The sequence below is a fragment of the Streptomyces sp. NPDC031670 genome, from assembly GCF_055580545.1.
Genome location: NZ_JBVILC010000001.1, coordinates 658,695 through 674,093 on the forward strand (window position 1 = coordinate 658,695; position 15,399 = coordinate 674,093).

General features: G+C 73.9%; 17 protein-coding genes. 10 read left to right on the forward strand and 7 right to left on the reverse strand.

What is annotated here, in order from left to right:
- Positions 1 to 115 precede the first annotated feature (115 nt).
- Entirely contained in the window at positions 116 to 421 is a 306-nt protein-coding gene (locus ACZ5ID_RS02935) for an SHOCT domain-containing protein (protein WP_468892816.1), read from the reverse strand.
- A 210-nt stretch (positions 422 to 631) separates the two neighbouring features.
- Between ACZ5ID_RS02935 and ACZ5ID_RS02940 the strand changes: the two genes are divergently transcribed.
- Genes ACZ5ID_RS02940 through ACZ5ID_RS02955 form a run of 4 tightly spaced genes read left to right on the forward strand, consistent with a single transcriptional unit; the run spans position 632 to position 3,092 of the window.
- Positions 632 to 1,195 (forward strand): TetR/AcrR family transcriptional regulator, encoded by a 564-nt coding sequence (locus ACZ5ID_RS02940; protein WP_468892818.1) that lies wholly within the window; start codon positions 632 to 634, stop codon positions 1,193 to 1,195.
- 19 nt (positions 1,196 to 1,214) lie between these two features.
- Positions 1,215 to 1,619, forward strand: a complete 405-nt coding sequence (locus ACZ5ID_RS02945; RefSeq protein WP_468892819.1) for a (R)-mandelonitrile lyase — start codon at positions 1,215 to 1,217, stop codon at positions 1,617 to 1,619.
- 10 nt (positions 1,620 to 1,629) lie between these two features.
- Entirely contained in the window at positions 1,630 to 2,199 is a 570-nt protein-coding gene (locus ACZ5ID_RS02950) for a DUF4865 family protein (protein ID WP_468892821.1), read from the forward strand.
- The gene (locus ACZ5ID_RS02955; RefSeq protein ID WP_468892823.1) at positions 2,196 to 3,092 is read left to right on the forward strand and encodes a phosphotriesterase family protein; all 897 of its coding nucleotides are present in this window, start codon (positions 2,196 to 2,198) and stop codon (positions 3,090 to 3,092) included. Before ACZ5ID_RS02950 ends, ACZ5ID_RS02955 begins: the two co-directional genes overlap by 4 nt.
- A 39-nt stretch (positions 3,093 to 3,131) precedes the next feature.
- Here ACZ5ID_RS02955 and ACZ5ID_RS02960 read toward each other — a convergent pair whose 3' ends face one another.
- On the reverse strand, positions 3,132 to 4,346 hold the full coding sequence (locus ACZ5ID_RS02960) for an ROK family protein (RefSeq protein WP_468892825.1): 1,215 nt from the start codon (positions 4,344 to 4,346) through the stop codon (positions 3,132 to 3,134).
- Positions 4,347 to 4,496: 150 nt separating this feature from the next.
- Here ACZ5ID_RS02960 and ACZ5ID_RS02965 point away from each other — a divergent pair, with 150 nt between their 5' ends.
- Both ACZ5ID_RS02965 and ACZ5ID_RS02970 read left to right on the forward strand, forming a co-directional pair.
- Entirely contained in the window at positions 4,497 to 5,705 is a 1,209-nt protein-coding gene (locus ACZ5ID_RS02965) for an MFS transporter (RefSeq protein ID WP_468892826.1), read from the forward strand.
- A 195-nt stretch (positions 5,706 to 5,900) separates the two neighbouring features.
- Positions 5,901 to 6,644, forward strand: a complete 744-nt coding sequence (locus tag ACZ5ID_RS02970; protein WP_468892828.1) for a maleylpyruvate isomerase family mycothiol-dependent enzyme — start codon at positions 5,901 to 5,903, stop codon at positions 6,642 to 6,644.
- A 61-nt stretch (positions 6,645 to 6,705) separates the two neighbouring features.
- On the opposite strand, the gene ACZ5ID_RS02975 is transcribed toward ACZ5ID_RS02970, so the two are convergent.
- The gene (locus tag ACZ5ID_RS02975; protein ID WP_468892830.1) at positions 6,706 to 7,107 is read right to left on the reverse strand and encodes a MarR family winged helix-turn-helix transcriptional regulator; all 402 of its coding nucleotides are present in this window, start codon (positions 7,105 to 7,107) and stop codon (positions 6,706 to 6,708) included.
- Between the two features lie 87 nt (positions 7,108 to 7,194).
- On the opposite strand from ACZ5ID_RS02975, the gene ACZ5ID_RS02980 reads away from it, so the two are divergent.
- Entirely contained in the window at positions 7,195 to 8,682 is a 1,488-nt protein-coding gene (locus ACZ5ID_RS02980; protein ID WP_468892831.1) for an MFS transporter, read from the forward strand.
- Positions 8,683 to 8,755: 73 nt separating this feature from the next.
- Positions 8,756 to 9,043, forward strand: coding sequence for a DUF6332 family protein (locus ACZ5ID_RS02985; protein ID WP_468892833.1), 288 nt, complete (start codon positions 8,756 to 8,758; stop codon positions 9,041 to 9,043).
- Here ACZ5ID_RS02985 and ACZ5ID_RS02990 read toward each other — a convergent pair.
- From ACZ5ID_RS02990 to ACZ5ID_RS03000, 3 genes are read right to left on the reverse strand one after another with little or no spacing between them, the layout of a single operon-like run.
- Complete coding sequence (locus ACZ5ID_RS02990; RefSeq protein WP_468892835.1) at positions 9,004 to 9,669, reverse strand: response regulator; 666 nt, start codon at positions 9,667 to 9,669, stop codon at positions 9,004 to 9,006. The two genes, ACZ5ID_RS02985 and ACZ5ID_RS02990, sit on opposite strands and share 40 nt — an antisense overlap.
- A complete protein-coding gene (locus ACZ5ID_RS02995) occupies positions 9,666 to 10,952 on the reverse strand; it encodes a sensor histidine kinase (RefSeq protein ID WP_468892838.1) in 1,287 nt (428 codons plus the stop codon). The genes ACZ5ID_RS02990 and ACZ5ID_RS02995 overlap by 4 nt, the downstream gene beginning before the upstream one ends.
- A gap of 59 nt (positions 10,953 to 11,011) precedes the next feature.
- Positions 11,012 to 11,713: a TetR/AcrR family transcriptional regulator gene (locus tag ACZ5ID_RS03000; RefSeq protein ID WP_468892840.1), complete on the reverse strand. Its 702-nt coding sequence runs from the start codon at positions 11,711 to 11,713 to the stop codon at positions 11,012 to 11,014.
- A 231-nt stretch (positions 11,714 to 11,944) separates the two neighbouring features.
- Between ACZ5ID_RS03000 and ACZ5ID_RS03005 the strand changes: the two genes are divergently transcribed.
- On the forward strand, positions 11,945 to 12,409 hold the full coding sequence (locus tag ACZ5ID_RS03005; protein ID WP_468892841.1) for a nitroreductase family deazaflavin-dependent oxidoreductase: 465 nt from the start codon (positions 11,945 to 11,947) through the stop codon (positions 12,407 to 12,409).
- A gap of 85 nt (positions 12,410 to 12,494) precedes the next feature.
- Here the strand turns inward: ACZ5ID_RS03005 and ACZ5ID_RS03010 are convergent, their stop codons facing one another.
- Positions 12,495 to 13,808, reverse strand: coding sequence for a geranylgeranyl reductase family protein (locus ACZ5ID_RS03010; protein WP_468892843.1), 1,314 nt, complete (start codon positions 13,806 to 13,808; stop codon positions 12,495 to 12,497).
- 164 nt (positions 13,809 to 13,972) lie between these two features.
- Between ACZ5ID_RS03010 and ACZ5ID_RS03015 the strand changes: the two genes are divergently transcribed.
- Complete coding sequence (locus ACZ5ID_RS03015; RefSeq protein ID WP_468892845.1) at positions 13,973 to 15,337, forward strand: M20/M25/M40 family metallo-hydrolase; 1,365 nt, start codon at positions 13,973 to 13,975, stop codon at positions 15,335 to 15,337.
- Positions 15,338 to 15,399 lie beyond the last annotated feature (62 nt).

Sequence of the window (15,399 nt, forward strand, 5' to 3'; positions counted from 1 at the left end):
GGGGGGTGATGGGAGGGAGGGGCAGGACCGCGTGGTGGCGCCCGACCCTCCCCTCCCCCCCCCCCCCCCCCCCCCCCCCCATCGGGCCGGGCGCCGGGGGCGCGCGGTGCGGCGGTCAGGCCGCACCGCTCTTGCCGCGGCCGAACTCCTCGTCCAGGACGGAGAGCCGCCGCCAGTACTCCTCCTCGTCGATCTCACCGGCTGCGAACCGGCGGCCGAGCACGGCGAGCGGTGAGCGCTCGTCGAGCGAGGGCCGGTCGCCGTAGGAGCGGGGGCCGCCGAAGGGCGGACGCCAGGGGCCGCGCCCGCCGCGCCAAACCGTGCGCCGCAGCAGGGTCACGACCGTGAGGATCACCGCCGCCCAGACCACCGGGAAGAAGAGGATCCAGGGTCCGGGTCCGTCGTAGGCCAGGGTGTTCATCGTGATCGGCTCCTCGGTAGGGGTTGGTCCCGTGGTGCTTTCGAGACTCCTCCCGAGCGGCCTCCGGCGCGTCGTACGACCGGCGGCACCCGGCGTACCCCCCGGGGAGTAGCCGGGCACGCGCGACTGCTCCGAACGGACGCACCGGGACGGGCCTTTCCGCGCGATCCGCGCTGGATTCTGTACCTACTAGTATGTACAGTACGGATCATGAGCACCCCAGAGCGTCTGATCGAGGCCACCCGGGAGCTGCTGTGGGAGCGGGGCTATGTCGGCACCAGCCCCAAGGCGATCCAGCAGCACGCGGGGGCGGGCCAGGGCAGCATGTACCACCACTTCACGGGCAAACCGGATCTGGCGCTCGCCGCCATCCGGCGCACCGCGGACGAGCTGCGCGCGAGCGCCGAGGCCTCCTTCGGGGGCGGCGGCACGGCGTACGAACGCATCCGCGGCTATCTGCTGCGCGAGCGCGATGTGCTGCGCGGCTGCCCGGTGGGCCGGCTGACCATGGACCCGGACGTCATCGCCAGCGAGGAACTGCGCGCGCCCGTCACCGAGACGATCGACTGGCTGCGCGGCCGGCTCGCCGCGATCGTCCAGGAAGGCCTGGACGCGGGCGAGTTCACCGTTCCCCTGGTGCCCGAGGAGGTCGCGGCGACGGTGGTCGCGACCGTCCAGGGCGGTTATGTCCTGGCCCGCGCGTCCGGCTCGCCCGCCGCGTTCGACGCGGGCGTGCGCGGTCTGCTCGCCCTGCTCGCCCCCCGTACCCCCTGACCCACGCCGAGGAGCAGCCATGCAGGTCACCCGTCGACGCCCCGCCAGTACGCGCGGCCCGGCCGAGCACTTCACGGGCACGGTCTGGCTGGACGAGATCGCCGCGCCCCCGTCTCCGTCACGGCTGCGGATGTTCAGCGTCCACTTCACCCCGGGCGCCCACACCGCCTGGCACCGCCATCCGCACGGCCAGGTCCTCCATGTCACCGAGGGCGAAGGCCTGGTGCAGCGCCGGGGCGGCCCCGTCGAGCCCGTCCGGGCCGGCGACACCGTCTGGATCGAGCCGGACGAGTGGCACTGGCACGGCGCCGGGCCCCACACGTTCATGACGCATCTCGCGGCAGTCGAGACGGCGCCGGACGGCACCGCGGTCGACTGGGACCGCCATGTCGACGCCGACGCCTACCCGTCGTCCGCTTCCTGAGGAGAACACCGTGCACGCGCTTCAGTACGAGATCACCCTCCCCGCCGACTACGACATGGGCATCATCCGCACCCGGGTCGCCACCCGGGGCCATCTCCTCGACGCCTTCCCGGGCCTCGGCCTCAAGGCGTATCTGATCCGCGAACGCGGCGCCGGTTCGCCGGTGAACGCGTATGCGCCCTTCTATCTCTGGAACACCCCCGAGGGCATGAACTCCTTCCTGTGGGGCCCGGGCTTCCAGGGCGTCGTGGACGACTTCGGCCGCCCCGAGGTCCAGCACTGGATGGGGCTGTCGTACGAGGAAGGGGAGGCGGCGGGCGCCGTGCCCCGCTCGGCGACCCGTGAGCGCCTCGCGGTGCCGGAGGGCGTACACCCCGCCGACTTCGTCGCCGGACAGCCGGCGCGGGCGGCCGGGCCGGGGGCGGTGGCGAGCGCGGTGGCGGTCGACCCGCGCCGCTGGGAGCTGCTGCGCCTCACCCTCTGGGAGCAGGAGACCCCGTCCGCGCCGGGCGACCGGTTCGAGGTGCTGCGTCTGTCGGCGCCCGAGCGCGCCGCGCTGACCCGGGGACGGCACTGGTGAGCGGCGTCGTCCGTACGGTGCTCGGCGATGTGCCGGGCGACCGGCTCGGGGTGGTGGACGCGCACGACCACCTCTTCATCCGCAGCCCGCTGCTGCCGGGCCAGGAGCTCGACGACGCCGACGACGCGGCGGCCCGCCTCGCCGCCTTCCGGGATCTCGGCGGCGGCACGGTGGTGCAGTGGACACCGTACGGAATGGGCCGCCGGGCGGACCGGCTCGCGGAGCTCTCCCGGCGGTCGGGGGTCCACGTCGTGGCCGCCACCGGGCTGCACCAGGCGGTCCACTACGCACCCGAACTGCTCGACTCCGTACGCGACTCGCTCGCCGAGCTGTTCGTGCGCGAGATCACCGAGGGGGTGGCGGGCACGGGCGGCGTACGGGCCGGGCTGATCAAGGTCGCCGGCGGGTTCCACGGGCTCGACGCGCACGCCCGGCTGACCCTGCGCGCCGCCGCCGAGGCCCAGCACCGCACGGGTGCGGCCGTCGCCGTCCACCTGGAGCTCGGCACGGGGGCCCTGGACGTACTCGACCTGCTCTGCGGGGAGTTGGGAGTGGCGCCGGACCGGGTGATCCTCGGCCATCTCAACCGCTCGCCGGATTTCGCCGTGCACCGGCAGGCCGCCGCCGAGGGCGCCTATCTGGGCTTCGACGGGCCGTCACGGGCCAACCACGCCACGGACTGGCGGATGCCTGAGGCGCTGGAGGCGCTCGCCGACGCGGGGTTCGCGGACCGGCTGCTGCTCGGCGGGGACACGGTGACCCCGGACACGCCGGGCATGCCGTATCTGCTGCGCCGGGTGCGGCCCCGGCTCGAACTCGCCCTGGGCCGGGAGCTGGTGGAGCGGGTGATGGTCGCGAACCCGGCGGAGGCGTTCGCACTGCGCACACCGTAGGCGCGGGGGGGCCGCGCACGGCCTATGGCCCGGACGGTCTCATCCCAGCGCCCGCAGCGGGTCGTCCAGTACCGGCTGCCACGCCAACTCCGCCGCCCCCACCAGGCTGTTGTGGTCGAGCGAGCACGCCAGGATCGGCACGCCGCCGCTGCGGCCCCACAGGCTGCGGTCGGCCACGACGGCCCGCAGGCGGTCCGGGTCCGCCTCCAGGAGCGCCTTGTGCAGTCCGCCGAGGATGATCCGGTCGGGGTTGAGGATGTTGACGAGCCCGGCGAGACCCAGGCCGAGCCGGTCGACGAGCTCCTCGGCCGCCCCGCGCACCGACATGTCCTCGTACTCCGTGCGCAGCAGCTCGCGGGACTGCTCCAGGAGCGAGACCTCGGGGCCGGGGTCGCGGCCGGCCGCCGTCAGGAACGCGAGCGGGTCGGTCTCCACGTCGAGGCAGCCGCGCCCGCCGCAGTAGCAGGGGCGGCCCTCGGGGTTGACGGTGAGGTGGCCGACCTCCAGTGCCAGGCCCGAACTCCCGGTGTGCAGACGGCCGTCGAGGACGAGCGCGCCGCCGACGCCCCGGTGCCCGGTGGCCACGCACAGCAGATGCTGGGCGCCGCGCCCGGCGCCGTGGCGGTGCTCGGCGAGGGCGGCGAGGTTGACGTCGTTGCCGGTGAAGGCGGGACCGTCGATGCCCGCCGCCCGTACCTGCTCGGCGAAGATCTCGCGCACCGGGGCCCCGGCGGGCCAGGCCAGGTGCAGCGGGTTGAGCGCGGTGCCGTCGGGCTCCGCGACGGCCGAGGGCACGGCCAGACCGGCGCCGACACAGCGCAGCCCGCTGCCGCGCAGCAGTTCCGCGCCCGCCCGGACGACCTCGCCCAGCACCTGTGCCGGGTCGGCGGAGACCGTGACGCAGCCGGGGGCGGTGGCGATGGTCCGTCCGCCGAGACCGACCAGCGCGGCCCGGAACCCGTCGGCGTGCACCTGGGCGGCGAGGGCGACGGGACCCGAGTCGTTGACGGCGAGGCGGTGCGAGGGGCGACCCTGGGAACCGGCGGCGGCGCCGGGGCGGGAGTCCACCTGGATGAGGCCGAGCGCTTCGAGTTCGGCGGCGACCGCCCCGGCCGTGGCCCGGGTGACGCCCAGCTCGGCGGTGAGGACGGCGCGGGTGGGCGCGCGGCCGGTGTGGACCAGTTCGAGCGCGGGGCCGAGCGCCCCGCGGCCCCGGTCCAGTCTCGTCCTGGTGTGCGTCGCCTTGCCGTTCATGGGGGCGAGTCTCCCATGATCCAGCACGGTGGCATTCCCTCCGGACCGGGTCCCCGTTCACCCGCCGCTCACCCGCCGGCCGCCGCGGGGGCCGGGACGTGCGGGGGAAACGGGTTGTCCGTGAGGGCCGCCGCCCCCTATCCTGAGTTTGTGCCGCTACTAAACAAAGTGCGGACAGCCCTGCCGGCAGGACCCGGCGCGCACACCCCCGCGCCCTCCCTGCTCCGCCTCCGCACCGCCCTGACCGTGTTCTTCGCCCTCGACGGATTCCTCTTCGCCGGCTGGGTGGTCCGTATCCCGGCCATCAAGCAGCAGACCGGCGCCTCGGCCGGTGACCTCGGCCTGGCCCTGCTCGGCGTCTCGGCGGGCGCCGTGGTGACGATGGTGATCACCGGCCGGCTGTGCCGGCGCTTCGGCAGCCACCCCGTGACCGTGGCCTGCGCCGCGCTGATGGCGCTCGCCATCGCCCTTCCGGCACAGGCGCGTTCCGCGCTCTCGCTGGGAGCGGTCCTGCTGGTCTTCGGCGCCGCGTACGGCGGGATCAACGTCGCCATGAACAGTGCGGCCGTCGACCTGGTCGCCGCCCTGCGGCGCCCGGTGATGCCCAGCTTCCACGCCGCGTTCAGCCTCGGCGGGATGCTCGGCGCGGGCATCGGCGCGGTGGTTGCGGGCGGCCTCTCCCCCACCGCGCACCTGCTCGCCCTGACCGGCTTCGGCCTCCTGGTCACCGCCCTCGCGGGCCCGGTCCTGCTCCGCCACCCGGCCCCCGCGCATCCCACGATGCCCCACGCTCGCGGCCGGCGGCCCGACGGCCGGGCCCGCCGACTGGTCCTTCTGTTCGGCGTGATCGCGCTGTGCACGGCGTACGGGGAGGGGGCCATGGCCGACTGGGGCGCCCTCCACCTGGAGCAGGACCTCGACGCCGCCCCGGGTGTCGCCGCCATCGGCTACTCCCTGTTCGCGCTGGCCATGACGGCGGGCCGGCTCAGCGGCACCTTCCTGCTCGAACGCCTGGGCCAGACCCGCGCGCTGGTCGCGGGCGGCGCCACGGCCACGGCCGGGATGCTGCTCGGCGCGCTCGCGCCGACGGTCTGGCTCGCGCTCGCCGGGTTCGCGGTGATGGGCCTGGGCCTGGCCAACATCTTCCCGGTGGCGGTGGCCCGCGCGGGCGCGCTGGCCGGACCCGGCGGCGTCGCCGCCGCGTCCACCCTGGGCTACGGCGGCATGCTGCTGGGGCCGCCCGCGATCGGCTTCCTCGCCCAGTGGTCCTCGCTGCCCGTGGCCCTGACGACGGTGGCCGCGCTGTCGGCGGCGGCGGCCCTGATCGCGTACGGATCACGGCACGCGACCGCGGGCTGACGGACGGACGGCGGGCGCCGGACCGCCGGCGGGCGCCCGCGGCGGCCCGACTCAGGGGGGCGGGCGCCCCACACAGCGGCCACACGGCCGGGCGCCCTGCGGACGACGGCCCCGCTTCCGGGCCGCGCGACGCGGGTGACTGCCGCCGAGAACAAAGATCAGCTCATCCGACCGTCTCCCTGGCAGAATTCCGTCATGGACACCGCTGACCTCATCAACGCCCTCGACCGCGAGGGCCGGTTGCTGGCCCTGGCCGCCCGGACGGCGGGCACCGACGCACCCGTGCCGACCTGCCCCGACTGGCACGTACGGGATCTGCTGCGGCACACCGGCACGGTGCACCGCTGGGCGACCACCTTCATCACCGAGGGCCACAGCGCCTTCCACCCCAGCGGTGCGGAGCCCGCTCTGGACGGCCGGGAACTGATCGACTGGTTCGGCGAGGGCCACCGCGCACTCGTCGACGCGCTGAGCGCGGCGCCGAAGGACCTGGAGTGCTGGCAATTCATGCCCGCGCCCTCCCCGCTGGCGTTCTGGGCCCGCCGCCAGGCACACGAGACGGCCGTCCACCGGGCGGACGCCGAGTCGGCCCGGGGCGGCGACTTCACCGCGCCGGACCCGGAGTTCGCCGTGGACGGCATCGACGAACTCCTCCTCGCCTTCCACGGCCGGGAGAAGAGCCGGGTGCGCACCTCGACGCCGCGCACCCTGCGTGTCCGGGCGGCGGACGCGGACGCGGTGTGGACGGTGCGTCTTTCGGAGGGGGTGCCACTGACGGTCCGGGACGACGACGGCCCCGCCGACTGCGAGCTCGGCGGCTCCGCCTACGACCTCTATCTGGCGCTGTGGAACCGGCTGCCGCTCTCCCGCGTCACCGTCGCGGGCGACGCGTCGCTCGCCGGGCTGTGGCGGGAGAAGTCCGCCATCACCTGGGGCTGACGCGTTTTCGTACGGGGCCACGGCACAACCGGCCGTGGCCCCGCCGCCGTACCGCGGGGGGTTACGCGGGCCGGTCCGTCAGCATCTTGGCGAGCACCGCGCGCTGGAGGGGGCGTACGTCGGTGTGCCGCGCCCGGCCCCGGTCCGTGATCATGACCCGGACCCCGCGCCGGTCCTCGCTGCACATCCCGCGCGTGACCAGGCCTTCCTTCTCCAGCCTGCCGATCAGGCGGGACAGGGCACTCTGGCTCAGATGGACGCGCGAGGCGAGGTCCTGGACGCGGAACGCCGTACCGCCGTCCTCCGCACATCCCTCGACGAGCACGTCGAGCACCTCGAAGTCGCTCGCTCCGATTCCGTACGGATGCAGCTCACGATCGAGTTCGCACGTCGTCCGCGCGTGCACCGCGAGGATGCCGCGCCACTCGTCCACCAGCATGCGCTCGGACTTCTTGGCCGCCATGGCCGCACGTTAGCAGAAATGACGCACTTTGTTGCACCGGAATTAAATGCACTTGCACTCGATGCATGCGCATGTAGTCTGCTCCGCATGACCTCTCCGCTCAACGTCCAGTCCACTCAAGAGCGTTGGAGCCCGCGGCTGTGGGGCACCCTGCTGGTGCTCTGCGCCGCGATGTTCCTGGACGCGCTCGATGTCTCCATGGTCGGCGTCGCCCTGCCCTCGATCGCGACCGATCTGAACCTCACCACCTCGACGCTCCAGTGGATCGTCAGCGGCTACATCCTCGGCTACGGCGGCCTGCTGCTCCTCGGCGGCCGGGCGGCCGACCTGCTCGGCCGCCGCCAGGTGTTCCTCATCGCGCTCGGCGTCTTCGCGGTGGCCTCGCTGCTCGGCGGACTCGTCGACTCCGGACCGCTGCTCATCGCCAGCCGCTTCATCAAGGGCCTCAGCGCGGCCTTCACCGCCCCCGCCGGCCTGTCGATCATCACCACGACGTTCAAGGAGGGCCCGCAGCGCAACCGCGCGCTCTCCATCTACACCACCTGCGCCGCCACCGGCTTCTCGATGGGCCTGGTCCTGTCCGGTCTGCTCACCGAGCTGAGCTGGCGCTGGACCATGCTGCTCCCGGCGCCGGTCGCCGTGATCGCCCTGGTCGCGGGGCTCAAGCTCATCCCCCGCAGCCCCGGCGGCGAGGGCAAGCGGCACTACGACGTGCCCGGCGCCATCACCGGCACCGGCTCGATGCTGCTGCTCGTCTACACCGTCGTCCAGGCACCCGAGGCCGGCTGGGCCTCCGCCCGTACGCTGCTGTCCTTCCTCGCCGTCGCCGTCCTGCTCACCGCGTTCGTCCGGATCGAGCAGCGCACCGCGAGCCCGCTGATCCGGCTCGGCGTACTGCGCTCCGGCACCCAGGTCCGCACCCAGCTGGGCGCCGCCGCCTTCTTCGGCTCCTACGTCGGCTTCCAGTTCATGGTCACCCAGTACATGCAGTCGGTGCTCCAGTGGACCGCTCTCCAGACCGCGCTGGCCTTCCTGCCCGCCGGCGTGCTGGTCGCCCTCTCCTCGACGAGGATCGGGGCGGTCGTCGACCGCTTCGGCACCCCGCGCATCATCGCCATCGGCTTCGGCGCGCTGGTCCTCGCGTACGCCCTGTTCCTGCGCATCAGCCTCACCCCGCAGTACGCGGCCGTCATCCTGCCGTCGATGCTGCTGCTCGGCGCGGCCTGCGCGCTCGTCTTCCCCTCCCTCAACATCCAGGCCACCACCGGCGTGGACGACAGCGAGCAGGGCATGGTCTCGGGTCTGCTCAACACCTCCATCCAGGTGGGCGGTGCGATCTTCCTGGCCGTGGTGACGGCCGTGATCACCGCGGGCAACCGGGGCGACTCCCGGCAGGACCTGCTCGACAGCTTCCGGCCGGGTCTGCTGGTGGTGACCGGCATCGCGCTCGCCGGTCTCCTCATCACCCTGACCGGACTGCGCGCCAAGCCCGACCGGCGGACGCTGGTCGTGGCCGGGGCGGCCCAGGAGCCGGCCGCCGCACAGGAGCCCGCGAAGGTCGCCGTCGGCGACTGACGCCGCCACGGGGGCGGGTGCGGCCGACGGGTGCTTCTTGCCCGTCGGCCGCATCTGTGTGAAGACTGCTCTCATGAGCAACCGGAGCCAGGGCGAACGCGACGCCGTCACTGTGGAGATCATGTACGCCGTGGTGACCGCCTCACTGGCCGCCCTGCTCGCCTTCGGCGTCGTCGCCGGACCCGTCTTCCTCTTCGGCCTGGGCCATCCGGCCCGGGGGCTGCTGCTGCTCGCCGGGACGGCTGCCGCCGTGCTCGCCTTCGTCGGCAGGACCGTGCACGTCCTGTGGCGCTTCTCGTACGCGGGCGACGGCGCCCGTCGTCAGCCGAGCCAGCCCGGCCGCACCAGGCCCGACTCATAGGCCAGCACCACCAGTTGGGCCCGGTCGCGGGCCCCCAGCTTGACCATGGTGCGGCTGACGTGGGTCTTGGCGGTGAGCGGGCTGACGACCAGGCGGCGCGCGATCTCCGCGTTGGAAAGCCCGATCCCGACCAGGGCCATCACCTCCCGCTCCCGCTCGGTCAGTTGGCCCAGGCGCGCCGCCGTGGCCGGTTCCTTGGAGCGGGCGGCGAACTCGGCGATGAGCCGCCGGGTCACCCCCGGCGAGAGCAGCGCGTCCCCGTCCACCACCGCCCGTACGGCCCGCAGCAGCTCCTCCGGCTCGGTGTCCTTGACCAGGAAGCCGCAGGCCCCGGCGCGGATCGCCTCGAAGACGTACTCGTCGAGCTCGAAGGTCGTCAGCATCACCACCTTCACCGCGTCCAGCTCCGCGTCGCCGGTGATCCGGCGGGTGGCGGCGAGCCCGTCGAGCAGGGGCATACGGATGTCCATCAGGACGACGTCCGGCCGCAGTTCGCGCACCAGGCGCACCGCCTCCTCGCCGTCGGCGGCCTCGCCCGCGACCTCGATGTCCGGCTGGGCGTCGAGCAGCGCCCGGAATCCGGCGCGCACGAGGGACTGGTCGTCGGCGAGCAGTACGCGGATCACGGGGTCTCCCTGGGCGTGGCGGGGGCGGTGCGGGTGAGCGGGAGGCGGGCGACCACCCGGAAGCCGCCGTCGGGGCGGGGGCCCGCCTCGATGGTGCCACCGAGCGCGGCGGCCCGCTCCCGCATACCGATCAGACCGTTCCCGCTGCCGCCCGCGTCACCGGAACCGGCCGGTCCGTCGTCGTCCACCCGCAGTTCGAGCAGGTCCGGCGCATAGCCGAGCACCACGCGCGCGGTACGGGAGCCGGAGTGGCGCACCACGTTGGTCAGCGCCTCCTGGACGATACGGAAGGCGGCGAGATCGGCCCCCGGCGGCAGGGCCCGGGGCGAACCGGTCGTCGTGGCCGCGACGGTGAGCCCGGCCGCCGCCGCCTGTTCGACGAGCTCGGGCAGCCGGTCGAGGCCCGGCGCGGGCGAGCGGGGGGCGTCGCCCGGGGTACGCAGGGTGTCGAGCACCTGGCGCACCTCGCCCAGCGCCTCCTTGCTGGCGGACTTGATGGTGGTCAGCGCGGTACGGGCCTGCTCCGGGTCGGAGTCGAGCAGCGCGAGGCCCACGCCCGCCTGGACGTTGATGACGGAGATGCTGTGCGCCAGCACGTCGTGCAGTTCGCGCGCGATCCGCAGCCGCTCCTCGTCGGCGCGCCGCCGGTCGGCGGCGGCCCGCTCGGCCCCCGCCCTGGCCCACTGCTCACGGCGTACGCGGGAGAGCTCGGCGAACGCCACGACGGCCAGCACCCAGGCGGCGACGACCAGTTCCTGCGCCCAGGGCGCGGGACGGTCGCCGCTCGGGGGCAGCACGCGGTAGAGCCAGTGCGCGACCAGGACGTGGCCGAGCCAGAGCATCCCGACGGCCGACCAGGCGGCCCGGCGGTGACCCGCGGCGATCGCCGCGAAGCAGCCCACGGCCACCGCGAGGAAGACCGGCCCGTACGGATAGCCGGCGCCCAGGTACACCATGGCCGCCCCCGCCGAGCCGAACACGGCGAGGACGGGGTGGCGACGGCGTACGAGCAGTACCCCGCAGCTCGCGAGGAGCAGCAGCCGGGCGAAGACGTCGAGCGAGGCGCGCCCGCTCTGGTTGTGCGCGGCGACGGTGGAGCCGCCCAGCACGACGGCGGTCAGCAGCAGGGTGGAGGGCCAGGGCAGCCGTGAGCGCCCCCGGAGGTCCGTCCCGCCACCCCCCGCCCGGGCCCACTTCCGCGCCCGGGAAGGGAGCGGCGGCCCTTGCCTCGCCCAGGGGCGGCCCTGCCGCCCGGCCGGAGGCGCCGACTGCTGCTCGTCCATACCGGCCACGCTAGCCGCGGGAGTGCCGCCCGGGCGTCAGCCCGGCGTGGTGGTCACGGCTACTCCCCGGGGAGTACCAGGCCCACCGAAGCGGCGAGCGCGCCGGCCGCGTGCGCGAAGAACGCGTCCCGCTCCTCGACCACGCGGTGGAACTGGCCGAACAACTCGAACGAGATCAGCCCGAAGAGCTGCGCCCACGCGGCGACCAGCGCGGGGCCGACCGCCGGGGGCAGTCCGGGCGCGAAGTCGGCCGCCATCCGCTCGCCCTCGGCGCGCAGTCCGGGGGCGGGCCGGGGGACGGCGATGCCCCGCCCCTGGTGGGCGTCGCGGACGATCCCGATGAGCACGAGCGCCACCCGCGAGGCGGGGCCGACGGTGGCCTGGGGCGCGGTGTAGCCGGGCACGGGCGAACCGTAGATGAGCGCGTACTCGTGCGGGTGCGCCAGCGCCCAGGTCCGGACGGCACGGCAGACGGCGACCCAGCGCTCCGCGGGGGCGTCGGCGGGCGCGGCCTGCGCGAGCGCCCGCTCCGCGGCCTCGCCCACGGCGTCGTAGGCGTCCACGATCAGCGCGGTGAGCAGGTCGTCGCGGCTCGGGAAGTAGCGGTAGAGGGCGGAGGAGGCCATGCCCAGCTCACGGGCGACGGCACGCAGCGACAGCTTCGAGGCGCCCTCGGCGGCGAGCTGCTTTCTCGCCTCGCCCTTGATGGCGGCGGTGATCTCGGTACGCGCGCGGGCTCGGGCGCCCTGGACGGTGCTCATGGGGGCATTCTGCCATTGTCGAGAGCGGTGCACCGGAACGAGAGCGGTGATCCGGCCAGCGAGCCGCGAACAATTTAGAGAGCACCGCTCTTGCTTTGGAGCACCGCTTGCGTGCACACTGCTCTCAAGCGAGAGCAGTGCTCTCGGAACCGCTCCACGAGTCACAGCCGCACCCGCACCTCACCCCGCACCACGACCCCGCAGACCGGTCCACCACCCCAGGGAGTCCCGATGTCGTCGATGCCCAGCTCGCAGCCGTACTACCTGAAGGCCGGCCGCTTCGCCACGCGGATGAACAGCGCCATCGGCTGGCTGGCCCGTCACGGGATGAGCGTGGCAGGCACCGCCGAGCTGTCGGTGCGGGGCCGCAAGAGCGGCCAGATGCAACGGGTGCCGGTCAATCCGCACGCGTACGAGGGCGGGCAGTACCTCATCTCCGCCCGCGGGCACTCGCAGTGGGTGCGCAACATGCGGGCGGCGGGCGGTGGCGAGCTGCGGGTGGGCCGCAAGGTCCGCACCTTCACGGCCGTGGAGATCTCGGACGGCGAGAAGACCGCCGTCCTGCGCACCTACCTGGAGCGCTGGGGGTGGGAGGTGAACCAGTACTTCCAGGGCGTGACCGCGAAGTCGAGCGACGACGAGCTGCTCGCCGCCGCGCCCGACCACCCGGTCTTCCGCATCACCGTCGAGGGCTGACCCGACCGGAACCGGACAGCGTCCAGGGCCCTGCCGCGCCGGGCCCGGGCCCGCCCCGAGCCCCGGCCGGCCCGTCCGCCCGCCCCTAGACCTTGTCCTCGGACGCGGCGGGCACGGCGGCCTTCTCCTCCGCCGGGGCGGCGGTCTCCCGCGACGCCCCGGCCCTGCCCTGGGAGCGGCGGTCCACCGCGTCCAGGAGGCGCCGCGCCATCGGGTGCGTACGCACCAGGCCCGCCAGGGTCGTCGTGCCCCGGGTGATGTCCGCGAACGCCCTCCAGGCCGGGCGGAAGCCGGTGATCGCGGCGTGGAACGCCGTGGGGCGCTTCTCGAAGAGCGCCAGCATCCGCCGGCCCACGCCCATCTCGACACCCAGGCCCGCCTTGATGGCGAAGGCGTAGTTCAGCGCCTGGCGGCGGGCGTCCACCGCGTCCTGCGCCTCCGCGATCCGCACCGCCCACTCCCCCGCGAGCCGTCCCGAGCGCAGCGCGAACGAGATGCCCTCGCGGGTCCAGGGCTCCAGCAGCCCCGCCGCGTCCCCGCACACCAGCACCCGCCCGCGCGACAGCGGCGAGTCGTCGCTGCGGCAGCGCGTCAGATGCCCCGACGAGATCGCGGGCTCGAACCCGGCCAGGCCGAGCCGGCCGATGAAGTCCTCCAGATAGCGCTTGGTCCCGGCGCCCTCGCCCCGGGCCGAGATCACACCGACCGTGAGGGTGTCGCCCTTGGGGAAGACCCAGCCGTAACTCCCGGGCATCGGACCCCAGTCGATGAGCACCCGGCCGGCCCAGTCCTCGGCCACCGTCGCGGGCACCGGGATCTCCGCCTCCAGGCCGAGGTCGACCTGGTCGAGCTTGACGCCGACATGTGCTCCTATCCGGCTCGCACTGCCGTCGGCACCGACGACCGCGTGCGCGAGGACGGTCTCGCCGCCCGCCAGGACGACCGCCACCGTGCGGCGGTCGGGCACGGCCGGGCCGTGCTGCTCGACGCGCTGGACCGTCACCCCCGTCCGCAGCTCGGCGCCGGCCTTCTGGGCCGCCTCCACCAGACGGGCGTCGAACTCCGGCCGGTTGACCAGGCCGAAGAGCATCTGCCGGGAGCGGCGGGTGCGTGTCAGTCTGCCGCCCAGGGAGAAGGTGACGGCGTGCACCCGGTCCTCCAGGGGCAGTTCGAACCCGGGCGGCAGGGCGTCCCTCGACGGTCCGATGATGCCGCCGCCGCATGTCTTGTAGCGGGGCAGTTCGGCCTTCTCCAGGAGGAGCACCCGTCGGCCCGCGACCGCCGCCGCGTAGGCCGCCGAGGCACCCGCGGGTCCGGCGCCGACCACGACGACATCCCACACGGACGACTCCTGCGGCTCCTCCGGCTGTGTCCCGGCATCTGCGTTCTCGCTGCTCACGATGGGCTTCTGCTCCTGATCCGACCCGTGGTCAAGCTGACGACGGCATCCTACGGCGCGGTAGCACCCATCCACCCTGTGGGAGGATCGGCTCTACCTTCGTCATACATTCACGTGCACTTGCGTACACGTACTTCAACGTCGCACCCACGAGGAGCGTGCCCATGACCGCGAATCCGATCGCCGAGACCGTCGCCTCACTGATGCCCCGCGCCCAGGCGGAGCTCACGGAACTGGTGGCGTTCCAGTCGGTGGCGGACGAGGCGGTGGCGCCGAGGAGCGAGTGCGAGGCCGCCGCGGCGTGGGTGGCCGGGGCGCTGCGCGACGAGGGCTTCCAGGATGTGGCGCTGCTCGACACCCCGGACGGCTCCCAGTCGGTCTACGGCTTCCTGCCCGGCCCCGCGGGCGCGCCGACCGTCCTGCTGTACGCGCACTACGACGTCCAGCCGATGCTGGACGAGTCCGCCTGGCTGAGCCCGCCGTTCGAGCTGACCGAGCGCGACGGCCGCTGGTACGGGCGCGGGGCCGCCGACTGCAAGGGCGGCTTCATCATGCACCTGCTGGCGCTGCGTGCCCTGAAGGCGAACGGCGGCGTCCCGGTCTCCGTGAAGGTCATCGTCGAGGGCTCCGAGGAGCAGGGAACCGGCGGCCTGGAGCGGTACGCCGAGGCGCACCCGGAGCTGCTGACGGCCGACGCGATCGTCATCGGGGACACGGGCAACTTCCGGGTCGGTCTGCCGACGGTGACCGCGACGCTGCGCGGTATGACGATGATCCGGGTGCGGATCGACACGTTGGAGGGCAACCTCCACTCGGGCCAGTTCGGCGGCGCGGCTCCCGACGCGCTGGCGGCGCTCATCCGCGTACTGGACTCGCTGCGGGACGAGAACGGGCAGACGGTCGTCGAGGGGCTCTCCGCCGACGCCGCGTGGGACGGGCTCCAGTACCCGGAGGACGAGTTCCGTAAGGACGCCAAGGTCCTTGACGGCGTGGGGCTGCCGGGCACGGGCACGGTCGCCGACCGCATCTGGGCGCGTCCGGCCGTCACGGTGATCGGGATCGACTGCCACCCGGTGGCGGGCGCGACCCCGTCCATCCCGGCGAGCGCGCGGGCGCAGATCAGTCTGCGGGTGCCGCCGGGCGTGGACGCGGCGGAGGCGACCAAGCTGCTGTTCGCCCACATCGAGAAGCACACGCCGTGGAACGCGCGTGTCTCCTTCGAGCAGGTCGGCCAGGGCCAGCCGTTCCGCGCGGACGTCACCAGCCCGGCGTACACCTCGATGGCCGAGGCGATGCGGATCGCGTACCCGGGCGAGGAGATGCAGTCCTCGGGCATGGGCGGCTCGATCCCGCTCTGCAACACCCTGGCCGCGCTCTACCCGAAGGCGGAGATCCTGCTGATCGGGCTGAGCGAGCCGGAGGCGCAGATCCACGCGGTGAACGAGAGCGTCTCGCCGCAGGAGCTGGAGCGGCTCTCGGTCGCCGAGGCGCACTTCCTGCTCAACTACGCCCGCTCCAAGCAGGCCTGACGAATCGTCGCGCCTTCCCTGCGGGAGGGCATGTGACGCGATGACGCTCTGGGCGGAATCGC